We start from the raw sequence: 24,270 nt of genomic DNA on the forward strand, positions 1-24,270 counted from the left end.
TAGTAGCCCGGTTTCATGATGCTTGGGGCACCGGGACGTCGACAGGTTCAATAGTATCGTGACGGACGACCGCACCGAACTGTTGCATCATTTGCTGGATGAGCGGATCACCCTGGATCGAATCCTCGGCCTCGCGCTGGCGATTGATACGCCGGCGCGTCGCGGCCTGGGCCGGGGTTTCCTGTTCGGGCTTGATCAGCTCGATGGTGATGGTCAGCGTGCGCCCATGGTACTGGTTCAGCGCATCGTTCAAGCGGCGTTGCTGGGTGGCGTTGAACAGCGCACTGTGGGCCGGGTCCAGGTGCAGCAGCCAGTGATCGCCCTCGATGGAGATCAAGGTGCAGTTGGCGGCGATGCTGCCGGTCATGCCGGAAATCGGCAGTTTCGGGAACAATTCCAACCATTGCAGGGCCAGGCCGGTGGCCGGGGCCGCCGCCGGTTCCGCCTCGGGCTCGGGGGCCGGCTCGGCGGTGTGTTCGCTGGCCAGTTCGTCCAGGTAACTGTAGGCCGAGTCCATGTCCGGCTCGATGTAGTCTTCGTCCAGCGGCGGTTCGTCGTCGAGGTCGATGCCCGGGGTGGCGGCCTCCACCTGGGCCACGGTGGGCTCCGGGATAGGCGCAGAGGTCCACTCGGGGGCATCGGGCACCACGCTGTCCGGAGTCGGCGTAGGCATCGGCGTCAGCTCGGGCTGCTCGCCGCTGGTTTCCAGCACCGGCTCCACGGCAGGCGCCTGCTCGACGTCGGCCTGGGTGTCTTGCGGAGCATTCCACGGCAGGTCAACGACCGGCTCAGGTTCCTTGACCGGTTCGGGCTCGACCACGGGCGCTGCGACCACGGGCTCCGGCACCGGTGCGGGCGGCTCAGGCTCACGAGACGGCGCAGCGACCACTGGCGCAGTCACCGCCGCGCCAGCCACTGGTTTGGCGGAATCAACTGTGGCCTGGCTGATCCCCACTGGCTTTAGCGGCTGTCTCGGCGCGTCGGCCGAATCGGCGGGCCGGAAGGCCAGCATCCGCAGCAGCACCATTTCAAAACCGCCGCGCGGGTCCGGGGCCAGGGGCAGGTCGCGGCGACCGATCAGGCCCATCTGGTAGTAGAACTGCACATCTTCGGCCGGCAACGCCTGGGCCAGCGCCAACACACGGTCACGGTCGCCATGGCCATTGTCGACACCCTCGGGCAAGGCCTGGGCGATGGCGACGCGGTGCAGCACATTGAGGATTTCCGAGAGCACGCCGTTCCAGTCCGGGCCCTGCTCCGACAGGTGGCGCACCGCTTCGAGCAACGCCCTGGCGTCACCTTCGATCAGCGCATGCAGCACGTCGAACACCTGGCCGTGGTCCAGGGTACCGAGCATGGCGCGCACGTCGGCAGCCATGACCTTGCCTTCACCAAAGGCAATGGCCTGGTCGGTAAGGCTCATGGCGTCACGCATCGAACCATCGGCGGCGCGGCCGAGCAGCCAGAGTGCATCGTCTTCGAACGGTACGTTCTCGACGCCCAACACGTGGGTCAAATGCTCGACCACCCGCTCGGGGGTCATGTTTTTCAAGGAGAACTGCAGGCACCGCGACAGAATCGTTGCAGGGAGTTTCTGCGGGTCGGTAGTGGCCAGGATGAATTTGACGTAGGGCGGCGGCTCTTCCAGGGTTTTCAACAGCGCGTTGAAGGAATGGCTGGACAGCATGTGCACTTCGTCGATCAGGTAGACCTTGAAGCGACCACGGCTGGGCGCGTATTGCACGTTGTCGAGCAGCTCGCGGGTGTCTTCGACCTTGGTGCGGCTCGCGGCGTCGATCTCGATCAGGTCGACGAAACGCCCTTCGTCAATTTCCTTGCACACCGAGCAGGTACCGCACGGCGTTGACGTGATGCCGGTTTCACAGTTCAGGCATTTGGCGATGATGCGTGCAATGGTGGTCTTGCCCACCCCCCGCGTACCGGTAAACAGGTAGGCGTGGTGCAGCCGTTGGCTGTCCAAGGCATTGATCAGAGCCTTGAGCACATGGGTCTGGCCGACCATTTCGCGGAACGAGCGCGGGCGCCATTTACGTGCAAGAACCTGATAACTCATCGAAAACCGTCGCAACTGGGAAGCGGAAGCCGGTAATGCTAGCGGAGCAAGGGGGAAATTGCATCCGGCACGCTCGCCTAATCTGATCAAGCGCTGCTGATTGGCGCTGAAAAGCCGGGCAAGATCAGCCAGATCAACGCCTCTCCAGGCTGATCGCCGCCACGCTGGCCAGCACAATCCCACCGCCCAGCACCACCTGCAGAGCGATATGCTCACCCAGCAGCCTCGCCGCCAGGGCCATGGCCACCGGCGGGATCAGGTACATCGCCACCGACGCGCGGCTGACCTCGACATGCTTCAACACATAGCCCCACGCCAGGTACGCCAAGGCACTGGGGAAAATGCCGAGCACCAGCATCGCCAGGTTGTCCGCCCACGGTGCCTGCGCCACCGCAGCGGGCAAGCCTGGCAGGTTCACGCAGAGCATCAAGGTGCCCGCCCACACCATGTAGCAGGCCATCGTCAGCGGGCTATAACGATGGGCATAGTGTTTCTGGATGGCGAAGTAAAGGCTCCACGACACCGCCGCCAGCAGGATCAGCAAGCCACGCGGGTCGATATCGCCCACGCCCTGGTCGCCCCAGATCACCACCATCACGCCAAGCAAACCGAGCAGCACGCAGCTCCAGCGCCAGAAGCTGACCCGCTCCTTCAAGCAGAAAAACGCGATCAACACACTGAACAACGGCGCCGATTGTGCCAGTACGCTGGACGCCGCCGCCGTCACGAACTGTTGCCCGTAGTTAAGGCTGGTGTGGTGCAGGAAAACCCCGAAAAAACTCAACACCATTAGCCATGGGATATCCCCAAGGCGCGGCCGGCCAATGCCCGTCACCAGCGCCACAGCGGCCATGAACAGCGAGGCAATCAGGAACCGCAGCAGCGCGAGGTGGCCGGGGCTGTAGCTGCGCAGCCCCATGTGCACGCCAATCGGCGAATAGGCCCAGCAGAGGATGACGCTGGCGATGACTAGCGTAAGCTTCAGGGGTGACGGAGTATTCATCGAAGGCATCCGGATACTGAGAAAGGATGCCGTCAGTCTTGGCCGGCCCGAGGCGTAGGACAATTAAGCGTTTCTGACTTCTGAAATCATTGGAACTGAGCAATGGAACTGGCCCAACTGAACATGGTGCGAGCCGTGGCGCAAACCGGCAGCGTGGCCCAGGCCGCCCTGCGGTTGCACTGTGTGCCGTCCAACATCACCACGCGGATCAAGCAACTGGAAGCCGAGTTGGGCACGCCCTTGTTTATCCGCGCCGGGCGTGGGCTGGCGATCAGCGCGGCGGGCGAGATATTCCTGGAGTATTGCGAACGCATCCTGGCCCTGGTGGAAGAGTCCAAACGCGCCGTCGACGCTGACGCCATTCCCCGGGGCACCCTGCGCATCGGAGCGGTGGAGTCCAGCGCCAGCGGCCGTCTGCCGCCACTGTTGGCGGAATATCACCGGCGTTACCCGGATGTCAGCCTGGAACTGGTGACCGGCGCCTGGAGCGAACTGCTCGACGACCTGCAACACCACCGCCTGGATGTGGCGCTGGTGGCCGCCGGCAACAAACGCGCAAAGCTCGAACACAGCGTGGTCTACAGCGAACGCCTGGTGCTGATCGCAAGTGCAAGCAGCGAGCCAATCCGCAGCGCTGCCGACCTCGCCGGCCGCACGTTGCTGGTATGGCCACCCGGTTGTCCTTACCGTGCGGCGCTGGAGAACTGGCTCAAGCCCCATGCTTTCCAGCCGGCCGTGGCCAGCTATGCCAGTTGGGGCACGATCATCGGTTGCGTCAGCGCGGGCATTGGTGTGGCGCTGGCGCCGGAAGGCATCCTGGGCCGCTATGAACAGGCCGACCAACTGGCGTCGTACCGGTTTGACGAACTGCAGGCGGTGGACAACCTGCTGTTCTGGCACAAAGACACCCAGCGGCATCTGGCGCGGGATGCGTTTGCCGGGTTGTTGCGCGAGACCTTCGGCTGAACACTGATCAAAAAGTGGGAGCTGGCTTGCGTCGTTATCGAAAATCAGCTTTTGGGCGCAGACAAACGGCTGTACTGATCCTGGCTGATCCAGCCGGTAAACGAACGGTCCTCGGCATTGATGAACTCGACCTGGGCCCAGCCGTCCTTGAAGGCCAGCACACCGACGACGTCATCCTTGACGATATACGGGCGCTTGGTGGCCTTGGCGCTGGGATTCTTCAGCAGGTAAGCCTTGTCGGCGGACACTTTCACCAGGCCGATCCACGGCTTGCTGGCCGTCTGGGTCAGGTCCAGGCCGGTGGCGATCTCCGGCATCAATACATTGAGGCAACCGGGATGCTGGCGACCCTGTTCCACCGTCAGGGTTACGCCGTCCGACGAAGGTGCCACGCTGCCGGGGTAGGTTTCGTCTTGCCAGGTGGTCAGCGCGTCGGGTTTGCCTTGCAGGTAGAACGTGCAACCGCGCGTCACGCCCTCGCCCATGGCTTCGGCGTAATAGCCTTCGACCTGATGCTGCGGTGTCACCGCCAGCTTCAGCCCTTCGTATTGGCCTGAGCGCAGCTCGGGCGAACCGGCAAAGGCAGACGCCACGGCGCTTAACGACAACACACCCATCGCTAGAAAACGCATCATCTTATTTTTTCCCTTCAAGTTTCTCGTAGGCTTTTTGCATAAGGACGTCATAGTTGCCGTAGTCCTTGCCGTTGTAATTGAATGCCATGGAAGTGAAGTCCTTGGCTTTCATGGCCGTCATCAACGCCGGGTTCTTGCTGCAAAAGCCGAGGAATGCCTTTAGTTGACTGCCGGCATTCACTTTCAAGGCCGCGACCAACTCGAACACCGTCTTGTAACCGCATGAACCGTAGTTGAACCCCATGACCTGGAACATGCCCCAGGACGCCGACATCAGCGCAGCTTCCTGGTCCAAGGCAAAGGCAGTAGCCATGGTTTCCCAGGCCTTGATCTGGTCCTTGTTATTGATCTGCCACTGCGGCCCGGCCTTTTTCTTGTAGGGGTAAGACAGCAGCGGGTGCGCCTGGTCGTAGATGTTCTTGGTGTACTTGCGAAACACGTGCCCTTCAAACGCAATCACCGGCAGCCTGGCCGGTCCGAAGCCCGAACGGCCGCCGGATTCCACGGTGGCGAAGGCCTTGATGATATTCACTGAAATACCGCCTCCCAACTGAGTGGCAGCATTTTGAAAGTCCGTCTCGCTGAGGGTCATGCCCCCATCGCACGTGGCCTGGAGTATCAGTTGGCGATTGCGGCGCTCGGCCTCGATCATTGCGCGCATGCGGTCCAGGTACACATTGACCGTGGCCTGCACCGCATCCCCAGAATTGTTGCCGAACGCATTCAGAAAGCTCGGGATGCGCATGCTCGGGAAAGCCTTGACCGGCACCTTCACCGCCTCTTCAATCAGGCTGTTGAAGGTGCGGCCCGTGGGGTCAATCACCCCATCGGGATGGGCGTATTTGAGATGACGGAACTGGTACTGGCTGATGCACTGCACCAACTGGCCGTCGCATTTACCGTTTTCGGCCAGCGGAAAACCCAGCTTGGGGATGATCAGATTGAATAAATACTGGATGCACTGCACATCGGCGGGCAAGTTGCGGGCTTTACCAGGCGCGCCTACCGAAGCACTGATAAGACGCGGCAACCCTTGCAGGCTTTTCATCACAGACATCCTTGTTAGTTAATAAAGTGATAGCACTTAGATATCAACTTGCTGCCCTTGTTACACTCTGAAACAAGCGGCTGGCGGAAACTATCAAGGTGGATTCAGGTTGTCCATGGCGACCTGTGAAAGATGTGAAACAGGCAGGTTATTTGCTCAGTAACCGTGAAATTCCCGGGTCTTCTGGGACTTGTGGAAATCGATCCACTCCACCACGTCGTAAGGCAGGTAAAGCTGTACCCTGGCGCGGGAAATGGCGATATACACCGCGCAAAGCCGCTGATCGAACGCGTAGGCATCCTTGAACTTCACGTTGGTCAGCAGCTCAGGCGTGAGCAGCACCCGATCGAATTCCATGCCACCCGCCTCTTGCGCCTGCATCAGCAGGCAGCGTTTGCCGGGGACACCGCTCAGACGGTTCAAACGCGTGATGTCCGCGACGTTGAAGCCTTTTTCGAGCTCACTTTCAACCCATAGGAACGACTCGTCGAACTGGTTGGCATCGCGCACCTGCTGCCAGTCGTCCATGTCGCTGAAATACGGATGTGGCCCGTTTGCGTTGTGCTCGTTGCTGTAGAACTGCGGCTTGAACAAGGCGATGACGCTAGTCATGAAGCGCTGCAGATCCTGCTGCGCCGTGCTGTCGGGAAAACCGAACGGGCAGTTGGCCTGCTGCAACTGGATGGCCCATTTCATGGTGTCCCAATGCGACGCGGTCAACACCACGCAGCCTTCCGGCGGCACGAAGCCCCGGGGGTAATGTTCGATGCCGACGTCGGCATCCCGGGCGCCTTCGAACGGCGTCTTGCACTTTTGCGAGTGCACGCTGATCAGCGGGTTGACCAGGCGCTCGACGTTGCGCCCTGAGCGCACGGAATAACTGATATCGGTGTGCCGGACTTCGCGCTTTCTCCTGACCATCACCCCACTGGCCAACTGGTACTCGTCACCGAGGGTGATCAACACCTGGCGGCCGCGCTCGATGATCTGCAACAAAGACGGCGGGATGTCCTGGCTTTCATCGATCAATACATGGGTGTACCGGGGCGGCACCACGCAGCCTTCGAGGCTCGCGCGCTTGATCAGCAGCAGCGCCGCGAAGGCCGTCTGACCGGCCCAATGCGGATTGGCCTCCAGGTAAGTCCACATGCGGCTGGAGTACTCCAGCAACACTTGGGCCTCCACGTTCGATAGCGGTTGCTTGAAATGCGGCAAATGCCTGGCCGACAAGCTGTGATGGTTGGAGTGACAATAATGCTCGAGCACTTTCAGGCAGATAGCCAGCGTCGCCGGGCCATCGTGAGTTCGCCAGCCGTGGATATCCAGGGCCTGCGCCACCTCATTCTTGCCCGGCATTCGGGCCGGCGCGTGTGGCGCGGGTTGGCGTGGCCCTTGCAGCAGCGCCTTGGCGAAGGCCGCAAAGGTGGAGCCGGCCTTGCTGTCTTGCGCCAAGCCCATGCGTTCACGCAGGGTCGCCAGCTTGGCTCCGGTGCGGGCCAGCACCAGGGTCTGGGCGGGCCGCAGGCACTCCATCAAGGCGCCCAGCAGATGGCTCTTGCCGATGCCGGCATAGCCTTGCACATGCAGGTCTTCGTTGAGGTTGGCGCGGAAGGTGCGCACCAACTTGTCCTGGGCCGGGCTGAGCCAGCGTTCGCGGTGCCGGGGGGTGACCATCTGCTGACTGAACGGGTCATTGCTGCGCAGGTGGCGAACCTTATAGCCGATGTCCCATTTGCCTGTAGGCAGCAGGTAATCGCGCGCCGCGACTTCTTCGGCCGACAGCAGGCGCAGGTTCACATTTTTGAGTGCATTGAAACCGAAGTACAACTTGCGCGGATCAAACAGCCGCTGGGCTTCGGACAGCAACGTCGCGGCACCTGACGGCGCGGTGTCCACCGCCCAACCGATCAGCTTGGCCAGGACGCGCTCGGCGCCAGCGCAGGTCAGGTCCTTTTCCGCGGCCTGGGCCAGGTTCTGAATGACCAGTACCGCGGCCAGTTCCGGATCCGTCAGGCCGACAAGGGCCTTGGCGCCGTCCTCGCCGAGCAGGGCCGTGCAGGTTTCATCCGTGACAGGCAGGAAGACGGGGCTGGCTAAATCAAAATGTTCCGGTTGCATAGTTCCTCGCAGCCAGGGGCCGACGTATGTTGCGGGAGTCAGGCATTATCGCGGCTGTTCAGCTCGAATCGATATTCGCCCAACGAGCCCGACATACCGCCGCGACTCGCTTGAGCCCCAGGCGCCATCGCATTGATCTGTTGCTGGAGTTCGAAGACGGCCATGTCGAGCAGCCTGCGCAAGTCTTCGACACTCTGCGCCGCCACATTCAATTGCAGCGTGCAGGCGCCCGTGAGCGGTGGCGCCGCCTGCTCGGCGCCTGGCGCGGGGTCATCGTTCACGTCAGCCGCGCGGATCATCTCAGCCTGGCTGAGGATCTCGGCGTGCTCGTCGTCCATGAGGTCCAGCACCCTCGACAACTCCAGGGTCTGTTCGGGGTGCGATTGGATACGGTCCTTGATCTCCAGGCGCCGCATCTGCCACTCGCGCAGTTTTTCGCGGGTGAGGTCGTCCACTTTTTCCACGGGTACTGTCTCCGAATGCCGGGCACTGGAGTATGCCGCCATGGACCGCTCGATGGCAGATGGCGTGAAAACATTTTTGAATTGAATTTGAAGGAGGTGTTGCAAGGAAGAGCGTTATGGAGGCAACCCCACCAGCCACACCCCGGCACACAATGTTCCCGCTGTGGCTGCTGCCTTCCGGCTCTGACCAGGTTCACGGGTAATCGTTGCGGGGGGACCGATGGGGTCACCATAACGACGCCTGCCTCTCGGCAAGCGGGGCCATTGTACCGATCTCATCGGAAGTTACAACCGTTGGCGCTGGATTAAAAATATGAGGGGGCTCAAGCACTTGTTGAGGCTCTGTAGTGAGCGGGCTTGCCCCGCGCCGGGGGGCGAAGCCGCCCCAATAAAGACACCTCGGTGCTCCAGTTAAAACCGAGTCGCCTGGGTTGGGGCGGCTTCGCCACCCAGCGCGGGGCAAGCCCGCTCACTACAGTCGATCACCGGGTACTGGTCACTGCGCTTGTATCACCTCATCCGCGCGGCCGCCCTCCTCCTGAATCACCAAGTGAATGAAGTGCAACTTGGCGACGACCGCCGGTGGCAGCACGAAGGGGTAAAAGTCCGGTTGGCCCATGCTGCGCGACAGTTCGTTGAGCATGCCGGCCAGTTCGATCCAGGCGTTGACGAACGACAGGAACGCGGCACCGCCGGGGTGTTCGGGGTCGTAGAGCGTGCCGAGCGGGAATGGCGGGTAGTCCAGGTCCATCGAGCGGGCGCTCATGCCGAAGCCCAGGGCCGTGTCGACGGCGTCCATCATGTGCAGGTAATGGGCCCAGGTTTCGGCCCAGTCTTCCCAGGGGTGCATGGTGGCGTAGGCGCTGACGCAGGTTTGCTGCCAGTCGGGTCGCGGGCCGTTCTGGTAGTGCTGGTCGAGGGCGTCGGCGTACCTGGCGCGTTCGTCGCCGAACAGGTTGCGAAACGGTTCGAGCCAGTGGGTATTGGCGATCAGGCGGTCCCAGTAGTAGTGGCCGACTTCATGGCGGAAATGCCCGAGCAGGGTGCGATAGGGTTCGCGCATCTGTACGCGCACCTTCTCGCGGTGAGCGTCGTCAGCTTCCTTGATGTCGAGGGTGATCAGGCCATTGGCGTGGCCGGTCATGGGGGCGTTGCCTTCCAGATCGATACCGACGAAGTCGAAGGCCAGGCCGTTGTTCTCGTCGACGCTCTTGGGCACCACGTTCAGGCCCAGGGCGACCAGCTGCGCGACCAGGCGGCGCTTGGCGGTCTCGACCTTGCGCCAGCGCTCGTGGTTTTCCGGGATCGACAGATCGGGAATGGTGCGGTTCAGGCTGCATGCGACGCACAGCGGTGCCGTGCTGTGGGCCGGGACCAGCCAGTTGCAGGCGGCCGGGGTATCAAGGTTGGCGCAGCGGCGGAAGGCGCCGGCGTCGAGGTTGTCGTCCTGCAGCCAAGTACCTTCGACCGGGCCGGGCTGCAGGGAGGACAGGCGGCTTTGTTGCGGCAGGTAGCCCAGCAACGCCTGGCAGGCCAGGCACTGGCTGTTGCGAAAGAACAGGGACTGCCCGCAACGACATTGCCATACCTTGCTGTCGCGAGAGGTGCCGGCGACGAAAGGTGCAGCGATGCGCGAACTGAGTTGCTCGAAGTAGCGGAACATGGCGATCTCTCCCTGGGTGACTGAGACTAGATCATTTCGCTCTCAAGATCGTTCCCACGCTCCGCGTGGGCATGCATCCGATGACGCTCTGCGTCATGCCTTTCAAGAGCAGACGCGGAGCGTCCAGGGCGGCATTCCCACGCGGAGCGTGGGAACGATCGTCAGACCGGGATGTTGTGCCTGGCCAGGAAGGCCACGAAGGCCTCTTCGTCCAGCACCTTCACGCCCAACTCGCTGGCCTTGGCCAGTTTCGAACCCGCTCCCGGCCCGGCCACCACGCAGTGGGTTTTCGCCGACACGGAGCCGGCCACCTTGGCCCCCAGGCTTTCGAGCTTGTCCTTGGCCACGTCGCGGCTCATCAGTTCCAGGGAGCCGGTGAGGACCCAGGTGTGCCCCGCCTCGGGCAAGCCTTCGACCACCTTTTTCTCGCTCAACCAATGCATGCCGAAGTCCTTGAGCTGTTGCTCGATGGCCAGGGCACGGCTGGCGTTGTCTTGGTTATCGAAGAAGTCGCGCACGGCCTTGGCCTGTTTTTCGGACAGCGCCTGGCGCATATCCAGCCAGTCGGCCGCTATCACGCCTTCAAGGGTGACGAATTTGTCCGCCAGTTTCTGCGCAGCGCCCGGGCCGACGCTCGGTACATGCAATTTATCGAGCAGGCCGCCCAAGGTGGTGCTGGCGGCGAATTCCGCGCTCAGGTCGCCCTGCTCCTGCAATTGCAGGCCACATTCCTGCGGCGACAGCAACGCGCCGATCACGTCCTGGTTATGGCTGTCTTCAAAGAAACTGTGGATCTCGTGCGCCACTTCCAGGCCCACGTCCGGCAAGTAGGTCAGCACTTCCGGCAAAGCCTTCTGCACCCGCTCCAGGGAAGCCAGGGAGCGCGCCAGCACCTTGGCGGTCTCCTCGCCCACGTCGGGGATGCCCAGCGCGTAGATAAAGCGCGCCAGGGTGGGCGTCTTGCTGTTGTCGATGGCGGCGATCAATTTTTTGCTGGAGATATCGGCAAAGCCTTCCAGGTCGATGATCTGCTCATACTTGAGTTTGTAGAGATCGGCCGGCGAACCGATGAGTTTTTCATCCACCAGTTGCTCAATGGTCTTGTCGCCCAGGCCGTCGATGTCCATGGCGCGGCGCGAGACAAAATGGATGATCGCCTGCTTGAGCTGGGCACCACAGGCCAGGCGGCCGACGCAGCGGTACACCGCGCCTTCGCTGACGGTTTCCTTGCCCTTGCTGCGCTTGACCAGCTGCGTGCGTTCCACTTGGGAACCGCACACCGGGCAACGCTCGGGGACCTGCACCGCACGGGCGTTTTCCGGGCGGCGCTCGGGCACCACGGCGACCACTTGCGGGATCACATCACCGGCACGGCGAATGATCACGGTATCGCCGATCATCAAGCCCAGGCGCGCCACTTCATCCATATTGTGCAAGGTGGCGTTGGCAACCGTCACACCCGCGACCTTGACCGGCTTGAGGCGCGCCACCGGAGTGACGGCGCCGGTGCGGCCGACCTGGAATTCCACGTCGAGCAGCTCGGTCAGCTCTTCCATCGCCGGGAATTTATGCGCAATGGCCCAGCGCGGTTCGCGCGCACGAAAGCCCAGTTCACGCTGCGAGGCAATGCTGTTGACCTTGAACACCACGCCGTCGATTTCATAGCCCAGGCTGTTACGCCGCTCGCCGATATCGCGGTAGTAATCCAGGCATTCCTGAATGCCCTTGGCCAGCCTCAGTTCATGGCTGATGGGCATGCCCCACTGCTGCAACTGCTTCAGGTTGCCGATGTGGGTGTCGCTGATATCCGCCGTCACCTGGCCGATGCCATAGCAGCAGAATTCCAGCGGGCGGCTGGCGGTGATCTTCGAGTCCAACTGGCGCAGGCTGCCGGCGGCGGCGTTGCGCGGGTTGGCGAAGGTCTTGCCGCCGACTTCCAGTTGCGAGGCATTGAGCCGTTCGAAACCGGCCTTGGACATGAACACTTCGCCGCGCACTTCGAGCGTCGCCGGCCAGCCGCTGCCGTGCAGCTTCAGCGGAATATTGCGCACGGTGCGCACGTTGACGCTGATGTCTTCGCCGGTGGTACCGTCGCCACGGGTGGCGCCGCGTACCAGCTCGCCGTCCTGATACAGCAGGCTGACCGCCAGGCCGTCCAGCTTCGGTTCGCAGCTGTACTCCACCGCCGCGCCCCTCCCAAACAGGTCGCCCACCGGCAGGTCGAGGCCTTCGGTGACCCGGCGGTCAAACTCAAGCATGGTGGTCTCATCAAACGCGTTGCCCAAGCTGAGCATGGGGATTTCGTGCCTGACTTGCGTGAACGCAGACAACGCCGCGCTGCCGACCCGCTGCGTCGGCGAATCGCGCGTGACCAGTTCCGGGTGCTCGGCCTCCAGGGCCTTGAGCTCGTGGAACAGCCGGTCGTACTCGGCGTCCGGAATGCTCGGCTCGTCGAGGACGTGGTAACGGTAGTTGTGCTGATCCAGTTCAGCGCGCAGTTCGAGGATGCGGGTGTGGGCGGCGGTCATGGTGTTCTCTCAAAAAGCAAAAGAGCAGCCGAAGCTGCTCAAATGGTAGTGCGCTTATTCTATCCGACAACGCCGAGTTGCAATCCTCAGCGTTTTTGTGTCAGGGCGCGACGCTCGAACTCGACGATGCGCTGACGGTAGTGTTCGATGGTCTGGGCAGTGAGGACGCTGCGCTGATCGTCCTTGAGCTCGCCATTGAGTTCCTGGGACAGCTTGCGCGCCGCGGCCACCATCACGTCGAATGCTTGCTTGGGGTGACGCGGGCCGGGCAGACCCAGGAAGAAACTCACCGCCGGCGTGCTGAACAGGTCGATATCGTCCAGGTCGAAGGTGCCCGGCTTGACCGCGTTGGCCATGGAAAACAGCACTTCGCCATTACCGGCCATGCTTTCGTGACGGTGGAAAATATCCATCTCGCCAAAACGCAGGCCGCTTTCCAGAATGTTCTGCAACAGAGCCGGGCCCTTGAACCCGGCGGCGTCGCGGCAGATCACGCTGATCACCAGCACTTCCTCGGCGGCAGGCTGATCGTTGACCGATTGGCGCGGCGCGTTCTTGCCGGCGTTTTCATCCGGGAAATCATCGTCGCGGCTGCTGAAGCTCGGGCCTTCATCGACGTCGAGGTTCAGGTCGCCCTGATGCGGCTCGGCGCCAGCGGTGCTGCCACGCTTGCCACGCTTGGACGACGGCTCGCGGGCTTCACGCAGCGGCGCGCTCATGGACGGCAAGTCATGCTCGTCCAGCTGCGGCTCCTTATGGGTGTCCAGCACACGGGGCGGCCCCAGCAGCTCGGCGCTGCCGTCGTCGTCGGGCAAGTTGGACAGGTTGCGGTCCAGACGGAATTTGAGCTTGCCCTTGCCACCGCGCATGCGGCGCCAGCCATCAAAAAGAATACCGGCAATGACAATAATGCCGATGACGATCAGCCACTCGCGCAGACCGATTTCCATGTAATCCCGTGCCTCTAATAAAAAATGCTGAAAAATAAGGGGTTTAGCTCTGTGCAAACCGCTTTAAAACGTGGCGCCAACTCTATGTTCTGACTGACGTTTTGCCCACGCATACGAAAATTTGACATTAAACTAGCACGACCAAAGATAACTTTACACCGTCTGTCAAAAAGCCTTGAGCAAATATGTCCATTTGCCACTTTCACCAGGGTGGTAAAGCGTCTTACCGCACGCTATGAAAATTCGCTGCGGGCAGGGTTCAAGACTCCACCATCGCCATCGCTTCTTCCACATCCACCGCCACCAAACGCGAACAGCCCGGTTCATGCATCGTGACCCCCATCAACTGATCAGCCATTTCCATGGCGATCTTGTTGTGGGTGATATAGATGAACTGCACGGTCTGGGACATCTCCTTGACCAGGCGCGCATAGCGTCCAACGTTAGCGTCATCCAGCGGGGCGTCAACTTCATCGAGCATGCAGAACGGCGCCGGGTTCAGCTTGAAGATGGCAAATACCAAGGCCAATGCGGTCAGGGCTTTTTCACCGCCGGACAACAAATGGATGGTGCTGTTCTTCTTGCCCGGCGGCCGCGCCATGATCGTCACCCCTGTATCGAGTAGATCTTCGCCCGTCAGTTCCAAGTAAGCGCTGCCACCGCCGAAAACTTTTGGGAATAAGGCCTGTAAACCGCCATTAATCTGATCAAAGGTATCCTTGAAGCGGTTGCGGGTTTCCTTGTCGATCTTGCGGATCACGTTTTCCAGGGTGTCCAGGGCTTCAACCAGGTCGGCGTTCTGGGCATCCAGGTAACGTTTGCGTTCCGATTGCTGCTGGTATTCGTCGATGGCCGCCAAGTTGATCGCGCCAAGCCGCTGGATACGTGCGGCAATGCGTTCGAGTTCTTCTTCGGCGTCTTTTTCATTGGCCTCGGCGGTCAAGGTATTGAGCACGCCGTGCAGGTCGTAGCCATCTTCCAGCAACTGGTCCTGCAGGGTTTTGCGGCGCACGGTCAGGGCTTGCCATTCCATGCGTTGTTGCTCGAGCTGGCCGCGAATCAATTGGGATTGCTGCTCGGCCTGGGTCCGGCGTTTTTCGGCGTCACGCAATTCGCGGTCGGCGTCTTCCAGGGCGATCTGCGCGGTTTTGAGTTCTTCGTCGACGGTCATGCGCTTGTCGAGCAACTCTTCGAGCTTGAGGCGCAGCTCTTCCAGCGGCGCTTCGCCCTCTTCCAGGTTGAGGCTCAGTTGCTCGCGCTTTTCAGTGAGGCGTTCGGATTGCATCTCCAGGCGCTCAAGGGCCTGGGCCGTGGAGCTGTGCTGGGCACGCAGGGAGCCGAGGCGCACCGCCAACTGGTGCGCATGGTCCTTGTGCTGGCGGGCTTCCTGGCGCACGCGGTCGAGGCGTTCGCGCAGGCTGTCGCGCTGGGCCAACAGCAGTTCGCGCTGCTCGGTGTCGAGGGCCATGCTGTCGAGGGCTTCCTGCAGTTGCAGGCGCGCCTCGCCGATCTGTTCGTGTTCCAGCGCGCGCTGCTCGCCCATTTCGGCGACTTCTTCGTCGAGACGGGTGCGGCGCAGGGTCAATTGTTCGGCCTTGGCTTTGCTCGCCGAGAGCTGAGCCTTCAATTCGCCTTGCTGACGCGCTTCGTCCTGCAACAGGCGGCGCAGGTGTTCGCGGCCGGTCTCTTGTTGGCGCTGGGTGGCGCGCAGGGTTTGCAGTTCGGTTTCCAGGCTTTCGAGGGTTGCCTCGCGCTCTTCACGTTCGGCGCTGAGGTTGACGATTTCCTGGCCACGGGCCAATACACCGCTTTCGGCTTCACTGGCGCGGCGAACGCGCAGGAAGTGGCGGCCGACCCAGAAGCCGTCGCGGCTGATCAGGCTCTCACCGGCGCCCAGTTGACCGCGCTGGGCCAAGGCCTGCTCAAGTGACTCGACCGGCTTGATCTGGCCCAGCCACGGCGCCAGGTCAATCGCCGCCTCCACCTTGTCCAGCAGGCTGCCCGGCACACGCGCGCCATCGGCTGCGGGGCTGAGCAAACGCAAGTCGCCCTGGGCAAAACCGGCCAGGTCGAAGCCGCCAAAATCGTCCACCAGCACCGCTTGCAGGTCGGCGCCGAGGACGGTTTCGACCGCCAGTTCCCAGCCGGCTTCCACCTTCAAGCCTTCGGCCAAACGCGGGCGCTCAGCCAAGTGCTGATCGCGCAGCCATTCGGCCGTGCCGGTGCCGGGGTCGAGCGCGGCTTGCTGCAACGCTTCAAGGGAGGCCAGGCGACCATTGAGCCGCTGCAAATCGCCCTGGGCCTGCTGCTGCGCCTGGGTCGCCTGTTGCAGTTGCTGACGCAATTGCTCCAGGCGCTCCACTTGCTGTTCTTCGCTGGCTTCCAGTTCTTCGAGCGTCATTTCGCTCTCGGCCAGTTGCTCGCTCAGTTCCAGGATCGCCGCGTCTTCCGGGTCGGCGGCGAGCAACACGCGCTCTTCCTGCAGACGGCGCTGGCGCTCGGCCAGGCGCTCCATGCTGGTTTCCAACTGCTGGATACGCGACTGCTGCACCTCCGCCTGGCGACGTGGCTCGGCGGATTGCAGGTTGAAGGTGTCCCACTGCTCCTGCCACGCGTGCATGGTGGTTTCGGCTTCTTCCAGGGCGGCGGCGGCCTCTTCGGCGGCGGCGCTGGTGATTTCCTGCTCGGGAGTGAGCATGTCCAGCTCTTCGCCGAGGGTCAGCAGCAAGGTGCGGTCATGGCCCAGGTGCGATTCGGTTTCCAGGCGCGCGCGTTCGGCTTCCTTCAAGTCATCCTGCAACTGGCGCAGGCGCTGCTGGCCGTGCTGGATGCTCTGTTCCACGCGGGCGATATCGCCGCCCACCGAATAGAACCGGCCCTGCACCAGATTGAAGCGCTCTGACAAGTCATGGTGCCCGTCACGCAGGCGCTCGATGCTGGCGTCGGCGTTGCGCTGTTCGGCCACCAGCGCTTCAAAGCTGATTTCCTGGGTGCCGATGATCGCTTCGCGCTGGCCGACCTGATCATTCAGCGCCTGCCAGCGCAGGGCCGACAGTTGCGCCTTGAGCTGGCGCTCTTCGCCCTTGTATTCCTGATACTTCTCGGCGGCCTGGGCCTGGCGGTGCAGGCGCTCCAACTGGCGCTCCAGCTCTTCGCGCAGGTCGGTCAGGCGGGCGAGGTTCTCGTGGGTGCGGCGGATGCGGTTTTCGGTCTCACGACGGCGCTCCTTGTACTTGGAGATGCCGGCGGCTTCTTCGATAAAGTTGCGCAGGTCTTCGGGCTTGGCTTCGATCAGCTTGGAGATCATGCCCTGCTCGATGATCGAATAGCTGCGCGGGCCCAGGCCTGTGCCGAGGAAAATATCGGTGATGTCGCGACGCCGGCACTTGGTGCCGTTGAGGAAGTAACTGTTCTGGCTGTCGCGCGTGACTTTGCGGCGGATGGAGATTTCCGCGTAGGCGGCGTATTCGCCGACCAGGGTGCCGTCAGAGTTGTCGAACACCAGTTCGATGCTGGCCTGGCTGACCGGCTTGCGGCTGGTGGAGCCGTTGAAGATGACGTCGGTCATCGACTCGCCGCGCAGGTTTTTTGCCGAGCTCTCGCCCATCACCCAACGGACGGCGTCGATGATATTCGACTTGCCGCAGCCATTGGGCCCGACCACCGCCGCCATGTTACTGGGGAAGTTCACCGTGGTCGGGTCGACGAAGGATTTGAACCCCGCCAGTTTGATGCACTTGAGCCGCACGTTTAGGCGTCCGCCAACGCGGCGATGACCAGCGAGCTGCTGCGCTGGCAGTAGGCCGACAGCACCTGGCGAATCTGTACCAGGTCACGGGCCAATACGGCGGCGAGCAGTTGTTCGAACAGCGCCAGGTATTCGCTCATCGACGCCTTGCGTTGATCCAGGGCCAGGTAATAGGCGCGGTTCATCGCCGGCTGCAGGTTCTCGACGGTCTCCTGCAGATACGGGTTGTTGGCGAAGGGGTACGCGGCGCGCATCACGTTGAAGCTTTCTTCAACGAAGGCGCGGATGTCTTCGCGCTCATAGCTGACCTGCAGGCGCTGCTGGATCTGCAGGAACGGCGCCATGTCCGCCTGGCTCTGCCAGCCTTCGGCGACCGCATTGCCGAGCAGGATGTACATTTCGCCCATCAAGGTGCACAGGCTCTGCACTTTGTGCGCCGTCAGCTCGGTAACGTGGGCGCCACGGCGCGGCAGGATCGCGATCAGGTGGCGACGTTCGAGGATCAACAGGGCTTCGCGCACGGAACCACGGCTGACATTGAGTGCCAGCGTGACCTTTTGCTCCTGGATCCGCTCCCCAGGCTTGAGATCGCCGCGAATGATGCGTTCGGCGAGGTGGTGAGCGATTTGCTCGGCGAGACTGTCCGGCGCCTTGAACGTCATGTTTTCCCTTCAAAATCTTCTATCGGTACAAGCGCGGCAGTGTAGCGCATTGGCCCGCTGATGGCGCTACGCCCACGGCGGCGAATTTGGCACGGAATAAGCAGCGCTTGCCGTGTATCAGCCTGCAAAATCACCGGTTTCAGAAGACTGGACCATAATTGAAAGTGTTGTAACTGCAATTTCTTGACCTTCTGGTCAGAAAATCGTTGACCGAAAAGTCAGACATGACTAGATTCGGCGCAAAGCGGTTAACAACAATAATGAGTCTGCGAGGCCTTCCGTGATCCAGTTTTTACTCAACCAGGAACTCCGTAGCGAGCACGCCCTGGACCCCAACCTGACCGTGCTCAATTATCTGCGCGAACACTTGGGCAAACCCGGTACCAAAGAAGGCTGCGCCAGCGGCGACTGCGGTGCGTGCACCGTGGTAGTCGGCGAGCTGCACACTAATGACCAGGGCGCCGAGCAGATCCGTTATCGCAGCCTCAATTCGTGCCTGGCCTTTGTCTCGTCGTTGCACGGCAAGCAACTGATCAGCGTCGAAGACCTCAAGCATCAGGGCCAACTGCACAGCGTGCAACAGGCCATGGTCGAGTGCCACGGCTCGCAATGCGGCTTTTGCACCCCAGGCTTTGTGATGTCGCTGTTCGCCCTGCAGAAGAACAGCGACGCTCCCGACAGTCAGAAAGCCCATGAAGCCCTGGCCGGCAACCTGTGCCGTTGCACCGGTTATCGTCCGATCCTCGCCGCCGCCGAGCAGGCCTGCTGCAACAAGCCGCAAGACCAGTTCGACAGCCGCCAGGCCGACACCATCGCCCGCCTCAAAGCCATCGCGCCGACGCAAACCGGCGAACTCAACAGCGGCGACAAACGCTGCCTGGTGCCCCTGACCGTGGCCGACCTGGCCGACCTCTACGACGCCTACCCCCAAGCCCGGCTGCTGGCGGGCGGCACCGACCTGGCGCTGGAAGTCACCCAGTTCCACCGCACGCTGCCGGTGATGATCTATGTTGGCAACATCGCGGACATGAAGCGCATCGACGATTTCGACGATCGCCTGGAAATCGGCGCCGCCACCGCACTCTCCGACTGCTACACCGCGCTGCACCAGGCCTACCCGGACTTCGGCGAGCTGCTGCAGCGCTTCGCCTCCCTGCAGATCCGCAACCAGGGCACGCTCGGCGGCAATATCGGCAACGCCTCGCCGATCGGCGATTCGCCGCCGCTGCTGATCGCCCTCGGTGCGCAGATCGTGCTGTGCAAGGGCGAAACCCGCCGTACCCTGGCCCTGGAGGACTACTTCATCGACTACCGCGTCACCGCGCGCCAGGACAGCGAGTTCATCGAGAAGATCATCGTGCCGAAGGGCCACGCGCTGTTTCGCGCCTACAAGGTGTCCAAGCGCCTGGACGACGATATTTCCGCCGTTTGCGCCGCCTTTAACTTGAAACTCGACAACGGAGTGATCCGTGACGCGCGCGTTGCCTTCGGCGGCATGGCCGCCACGCCAAAACGCGCCAAACACTGCGAAACGCTATTGATCGGCGCCACCTGGAATGCCGCCACCGTCGAGCAAGCCTGCGCCGCGCTGGCCGAGGATTTCACCCCGCTTTCGGACTTCCGCGCCAGCAAGGAGTACCGCCTGCTCAGCGCGCAGAACCTGCTGCGCAAATACTTCATCGAACTGCAAACGCCGCATATCGAGACTCGGGTGACCGCTTATGTCTAACCATCACGCCGTGGTAAAAACCCAGGCCGAACTGGCCGAGCTGTTCGCCCAGGACCTGACCTCCGGGGTCGGCCGCAGCGTCAAGCATGACAGCGCCGCCAAGCACGTCAGCGGTGAGGCGCAGTACATCGACGACCGCCTCGAATTCCCCAACCAGCTGCACCTGTATGCGCGCCTGTCCGACCGCGCCCACGCGAAAATCCTCAGCATCGACACCGCGCCCTGCTACGCCTTCGACGGCGTGCGCATCGTGATTACCCACGAAGACGTTCCGGGTTTGAAAGACATCGGTCCGCTGCTGCCCGGCGATCCGTTGCTGGCCATCGACACCGTGCAGTTCGTCGGCCAAGTGGTGCTGGCGGTGGCTGCCCGCGACCTGGAAACCGCGCGCAAGGCAGCGATGGCGGCGGTGATCGAATATGAAGACCTGGAACCGGTGCTCGATGTGGTCCAGGCCTACCGCAACAAGCATTTCGTGCTCGACAGCCACACCCACCAGCGCGGTGATTCGGCCGGTGCGTTGGCCACGGCAAAAAATCGCATCCAGGGCACGCTGCACATCGGCGGCCAGGAACACTTCTACCTGGAAACCCAGATCTCCTCGGTGATGCCCACCGAAGACGGCGGCATGATCGTCTACTGCTCCACGCAGAACCCCACCGAAATACAAAAACTGGTGGCCGAAGTGCTCGACGTGTCGATGAACAAGATCGTCGTGGACATGCGCCGCATGGGCGGCGGTTTCGGCGGCAAGGAAACCCAGGCCGCAAGTCCCGCGTGCCTGTGCGCCGTGGTCGCGCGCCTCACCGGCCAGCCGACCAAGATGCGCCTGCCGCGTGTGGAAGACATGCTGATGACCGGCAAGCGCCACCCCTTCTATATCGAATACGACGTGGGTTTCGACGACAGCGGGCGCCTGCACGGGATCAATCTGGAACTGGCGGGTAACTGCGGCTGTTCGCCGGACCTGTCCAATTCGATTGTCGACCGCGCGATGTTCCACGCCGACAATTCGTATTACCTGGGCGATGCGACGGTGAACGGCCATCGCTGCAAGACCAACACCGCGTCCAACACGGCCTATCGCGGCTTCGGCGGCCCGCAAGGCATGGTCGCCATCGAGGAAGTGATGGACGCCATCGCCCGCCACCTGGCGCTGGACCCGCTGGCCGTGCGCAAGGCCAACTACTATGGCAAAACCGAGCGCAACGTTACCCATTACTACCAGACCGTCGAGCACAACCTGCTCGAAGAGATGACCGCCGAACTGGAAGCCAGCAGCCAATACGCCGAGCGCCGCGAAGCGATTCGCCTGTACAACGCCCACAGTCCGATCCTGAAAAAAGGCCTGGCGCTGACGCCGGTCAAATTCGGCATTTCGTTTACCGCCAGCTTTCTCAACCAGGCCGGTGCGCTGATCCACATTTATACCGACGGCAGCATCCACTTGAACCACGGCGGTACCGAGATGGGCCAGGGTTTGAACACCAAGGTGGCGCAAGTGGTGGCCGAAGTGTTCCAGGTGGACATCGACCGTGTACAGATCACGGCGACCAACACCGATAAAGTCCCGAACACTTCGCCGACCGCCGCCTCCAGCGGTGCCGACCTGAACGGCAAGGCCGCGCAGAACGCCGCCGAAACCATCAAGCAGCGCCTGGTGGAATTCGCCGCGCGCAAGTACGAAGTGAGTGAAGCCGATGTGCAGTTCCGCAACGGCCATGTGCGCGTGCGTGAGCAGATCCTGACCTTTGAGGCGCTGATCCAGCAGGCGTATTTCGCCCAGGTCTCGCTGTCGAGCACCGGGTTCTACAAGACCCCGAAGATCTTCTACGACCGCAGCCAGTCGCGCGGAAGGCCGTTCTATTACTTCGCGTTCGGCGCGGCCTGCTGCGAAGTGATCGTCGACACCCTGACCGGCGAATACAAGATGCTGCGCACCGACATCCTCCACGATGTAGGCGCCTCGCTGAACCCGGCCATCGACATCGGCCAGGTGGAAGGCGGGTTTATCCAGGGCATGGGCTGGCTGACCATGGAAGAGTTGGTGTGGAATGACAAAGGCAAGCTGATGACCAGCGGCCCGGCCAGTTACAAGATCCCGGCCGTGGCCGACATGCCGCTGGACCTGCGGGTGAAGCTGGTGGAGAACCGCAAGAACCCGGAAGACACGGTGTTCCATTCCAAGGCTGTGGGCGAGCCGCCGTTCATGCTCGGGATTGCGTCGTGGTGCGCGATCAAGGATGCGGTGGCGAGTTTGGGTGACTATCGTCATCAGCCCAGGATCGATGCGCCGGCGACGCCGGAGCGGGTGTTGTGGGGGTGTGAGCAGATGCGCAAGTTGCAGACGGTGAAGGCGGCTGAAACCGAGATGGCTTCGCTCTAGACCGAGGCGCTGCCTTCGCAGGCAAGCCAGCTCCCACAGGGGAACGCATTCCAAGTGTGGGAGCTGGCTTGCCTGCGATAGCGGCCGAACTGACAACAGAGATGTTGAGGTAAACATGAACAACTGGATCAGTGCCCTAGCCCAGCTGCAAGACAGCGGCGAACCCTGCGTACTCGTCACCATTATCGAAGAACTCGGCTCCACGCCGCGCAACGCCGGTTCCAAGATGGTAATCAGCGCCGCGCAGGCCTTCGACACCATCGGCGGCGGCCACCTGGAATACAAGGCGATGCAGATCGCCCGCGAGATGCTCGCCCGTGGCCAGCGCAACACCCATCTGGAGCGCTTCAGCCTCGGCGCCAGCCTGGGCCAGTGCTGCGGTGGCGTGACCGTATTGCTGTTCGAACCCATGGGTCAGGTGCAGGCGCAGATCGCGGTGTTTGGCGCCGGCCATGTCGGCCGCGCGCTGGTGCCGTTGCTGGCAAGCCTGCCATGCCGGGTGCGCTGGATCGATTCGCGCGAACAGGAGTTTCCGGAACATATCCCACAGGGCGTGCGTAAAATCGTCAGCGAAGAGCCGGTCGACGAAATTGCCGACCTGCCGGCGGGCAGTTACTGCATCGTGATGACCCACAATCACGCGCTGGACCTGGAACTCAGCGCTGCCCTGCTCAAGCGCAATGACTTCGCCTACTTCGGCCTGATCGGCTCGAAGACCAAACGGGTCAAGTTCGAACATCGCCTGCGGGATCGCGGCTTCGATGCCGCGCAATTGCAACGCATGCGCTGCCCCATGGGCCTGGGCGAGGTGAAGGGCAAATTGCCAGTGGAAATCGCCATCTCCATCGCCGGCGAAATCATCGCCACCTATAACGCCCATTTCGGCCAGCACACCGTGGGCGCCGAGCCTATTGCCAAACTGCTGCCGGCTTCGCGTCGCAGCCAAGCCCTTACTTCTGTTGCCAAGCATTGAGAAAACCATGCCTTTGACTCGCAAAGCCTACCGTGCCGCCATTTTGCACAGCATCGCCGACCCCGCTGAAGTGGGTATCGAAGCGTCCTATGAGTATTTCGCAGATGGTTTGCTGGTGATCGAGAACGGCCAGATCAGCGCTGTCGGCCATGCCGGGGATTTGCTGCCGACCCTGCCTGCCGATATCGACATCACCCATTACCAGGACGCGCTGATCACGCCCGGCCTGATCGATACCCACATTCACCTGCCGCAGACCGGCATGGTCGGCGCGTATGGCGAGCAGTTGCTGGACTGGCTCAATACCTACACCTTCCCCTGCGAGAGCCAGTTCGCCGACAAGGCCCACGCCGAGGAAGTCGTGGATATTTTCATCAAGGAACTGCTGCGCAACGGCACCACCACCGCACTGGTGTTCGGCAGTGTGCATCCGCAGTCGGTCAACGCGTTTTTTGAAGCGGCCGAGAAGCTCGACCTGCGCATGATCGCCGGCAAAGTGATGATGGACCGCAACGCGCCGGACTACCTGACCGACACCGCCGAATCCGGCTACCAGCAGAGCAAGGCGCTGATCGAGCGCTGGCACGGCAAGGGCCGCCTGCACTACGCGGTCACGCCACGCTTTGCGCCGACCAGCACGCCGGAGCAATTGGCGCTGGCCGGGCAACTGCTCGGCGAATATCCGGATTTGTACCTGCAGACCCACATCAGCGAGAACAAGCAGGAAATCGAGTGGGTAAAAGCGCTGTTTCCGGAGCGCAACGGTTACCTGGATGTGTACGACCATTACCAGTTGCTGGGCGAGCGCTCGGTGTTTGCCCACGGCGTGCACCTGTGTGATGAAGAGTGCGCGCGGCTGGCAGAGACGGGTTCGGCGGTCGCGTTCTGCCCCACCTCAAACCTGTTCCTGGGCAGCGGTTTGTTCAACCTGCCGATGGCCGAGAAGCACAAACTGAATGTAGGCCTGGGCACCGACGTCGGCGGCGGCACCAGTTTCTCGCTGCTGCAAACCTTGAACGAAGCCTACAAGGTCATGCAATTACAGGGCGCGCGGTTGAGCCCATTCAAGTCGCTGTACCTGGCGACACTGGGTGGCGCGCGGGCGCTACGACTGGAGGACAAGATCGGCACGTTGCAGCCGGGGACGGAGGCGGACTTTTTGGTGCTGGACTACAACGCCACGCCGCTGCTGAACTATCGCTTGAAGCAGGCCAAGGATATTGCCGAGACGTTGTTTGTGTTGATGACGCTGGGGGATGATCGGACGGTGTTGCAGACGTATGCGGCGGGCAATCTGGTGCACCAGCGTCAATAGTAGTCACA

General features: G+C 62.0%; 16 protein-coding genes and 1 other RNA gene. 5 read left to right on the forward strand and 12 right to left on the reverse strand.

All coding sequences use genetic code 11. The annotated features are described in order from the left end of the window. Positions 1 to 13: 13 nt before the first annotated feature. Entirely contained in the window at positions 14 to 2,074 is a 2,061-nt protein-coding gene (dnaX, locus tag BLL36_RS00125) for a DNA polymerase III subunit gamma/tau (RefSeq protein ID WP_076949471.1), read from the reverse strand. A gap of 133 nt (positions 2,075 to 2,207) precedes the next feature. After that, positions 2,208 to 3,077 (reverse strand): DMT family transporter, encoded by an 870-nt coding sequence (locus BLL36_RS00130; RefSeq protein ID WP_076949472.1) that lies wholly within the window; start codon positions 3,075 to 3,077, stop codon positions 2,208 to 2,210. Positions 3,078 to 3,179: 102 nt separating this feature from the next. Here BLL36_RS00130 and BLL36_RS00135 point away from each other — a divergent pair, with 102 nt between their 5' ends. Then, a complete protein-coding gene (locus BLL36_RS00135) occupies positions 3,180 to 4,043 on the forward strand; it encodes a LysR family transcriptional regulator (RefSeq protein ID WP_076949473.1) in 864 nt (287 codons plus the stop codon). Between the two features lie 44 nt (positions 4,044 to 4,087). Here the strand turns inward: BLL36_RS00135 and BLL36_RS00140 are convergent, their stop codons facing one another. From BLL36_RS00140 to BLL36_RS00185, 10 genes are all read right to left on the reverse strand, one after another. Beyond that, entirely contained in the window at positions 4,088 to 4,678 is a 591-nt protein-coding gene (locus tag BLL36_RS00140) for a hypothetical protein (RefSeq protein WP_076949474.1), read from the reverse strand. A 1-nt stretch (position 4,679) separates the two neighbouring features. Next, on the reverse strand, positions 4,680 to 5,726 hold the full coding sequence (locus tag BLL36_RS00145; protein ID WP_076949475.1) for an N-acetylmuramidase family protein: 1,047 nt from the start codon (positions 5,724 to 5,726) through the stop codon (positions 4,680 to 4,682). Positions 5,727 to 5,882: 156 nt separating this feature from the next. Further along, the gene (locus tag BLL36_RS00150) at positions 5,883 to 7,844 is read right to left on the reverse strand and encodes an AAA family ATPase (RefSeq protein WP_076949476.1); all 1,962 of its coding nucleotides are present in this window, start codon (positions 7,842 to 7,844) and stop codon (positions 5,883 to 5,885) included. A 38-nt stretch (positions 7,845 to 7,882) separates the two neighbouring features. Then, positions 7,883 to 8,350: a hypothetical protein gene (locus tag BLL36_RS00155; RefSeq protein WP_231998923.1), complete on the reverse strand. Its 468-nt coding sequence runs from the start codon at positions 8,348 to 8,350 to the stop codon at positions 7,883 to 7,885. Positions 8,351 to 8,434: 84 nt separating this feature from the next. Then, an RNA gene (gene ffs, locus BLL36_RS00160) (signal recognition particle sRNA small type) lies at positions 8,435 to 8,531 on the reverse strand. Between the two features lie 273 nt (positions 8,532 to 8,804). Next, positions 8,805 to 9,971 carry a zinc-binding metallopeptidase family protein gene (locus tag BLL36_RS00165; protein WP_076949478.1) on the reverse strand — a complete coding sequence of 389 codons (1,167 nt, stop codon included), beginning with the start codon at positions 9,969 to 9,971 and terminating at the stop codon, positions 8,805 to 8,807. Positions 9,972 to 10,132: 161 nt separating this feature from the next. Then, positions 10,133 to 12,499 carry an NAD-dependent DNA ligase LigA gene (gene ligA / locus BLL36_RS00170; protein WP_076949479.1) on the reverse strand — a complete coding sequence of 789 codons (2,367 nt, stop codon included), beginning with the start codon at positions 12,497 to 12,499 and terminating at the stop codon, positions 10,133 to 10,135. A gap of 86 nt (positions 12,500 to 12,585) precedes the next feature. Beyond that, positions 12,586 to 13,449, reverse strand: coding sequence for a cell division protein ZipA (gene zipA / locus BLL36_RS00175; protein ID WP_076949480.1), 864 nt, complete (start codon positions 13,447 to 13,449; stop codon positions 12,586 to 12,588). Between the two features lie 259 nt (positions 13,450 to 13,708). Then, on the reverse strand, positions 13,709 to 17,197 hold the full coding sequence (gene smc / locus BLL36_RS00180) for a chromosome segregation protein SMC (protein ID WP_076949481.1): 3,489 nt from the start codon (positions 17,195 to 17,197) through the stop codon (positions 13,709 to 13,711). Positions 17,198 to 17,199: 2 nt separating this feature from the next. Further along, positions 17,200 to 17,859, reverse strand: a complete 660-nt coding sequence (locus tag BLL36_RS00185) for a GntR family transcriptional regulator (RefSeq protein ID WP_076949482.1) — start codon at positions 17,857 to 17,859, stop codon at positions 17,200 to 17,202. Between the two features lie 280 nt (positions 17,860 to 18,139). On the opposite strand from BLL36_RS00185, the gene xdhA reads away from it, so the two are divergent. The 4 genes from xdhA to guaD all read left to right on the forward strand — a co-directional run bounded on the left by xdhA (position 18,140) and on the right by guaD (position 24,262). Further along, positions 18,140 to 19,588 (forward strand): xanthine dehydrogenase small subunit, encoded by a 1,449-nt coding sequence (gene xdhA / locus BLL36_RS00190; protein WP_076949483.1) that lies wholly within the window; start codon positions 18,140 to 18,142, stop codon positions 19,586 to 19,588. Continuing rightward, complete coding sequence (gene xdhB / locus BLL36_RS00195; RefSeq protein ID WP_076949484.1) at positions 19,581 to 21,974, forward strand: xanthine dehydrogenase molybdopterin binding subunit; 2,394 nt, start codon at positions 19,581 to 19,583, stop codon at positions 21,972 to 21,974. Before xdhA ends, xdhB begins: the two co-directional genes overlap by 8 nt. Before the next feature lie 115 nt (positions 21,975 to 22,089). Beyond that, positions 22,090 to 22,947, forward strand: coding sequence for a xanthine dehydrogenase accessory protein XdhC (gene xdhC, locus BLL36_RS00200; protein ID WP_076949485.1), 858 nt, complete (start codon positions 22,090 to 22,092; stop codon positions 22,945 to 22,947). A 7-nt stretch (positions 22,948 to 22,954) separates the two neighbouring features. Beyond that, positions 22,955 to 24,262: a guanine deaminase gene (gene guaD / locus BLL36_RS00205; RefSeq protein ID WP_076949486.1), complete on the forward strand. Its 1,308-nt coding sequence runs from the start codon at positions 22,955 to 22,957 to the stop codon at positions 24,260 to 24,262. The last annotated feature ends 8 nt before the right edge of the window (positions 24,263 to 24,270 follow it).

The organism is Pseudomonas cedrina subsp. cedrina (assembly GCF_001983175.1).
Classification (GTDB): Bacteria; Pseudomonadota; Gammaproteobacteria; order Pseudomonadales; family Pseudomonadaceae; genus Aquipseudomonas; species Aquipseudomonas cedrina.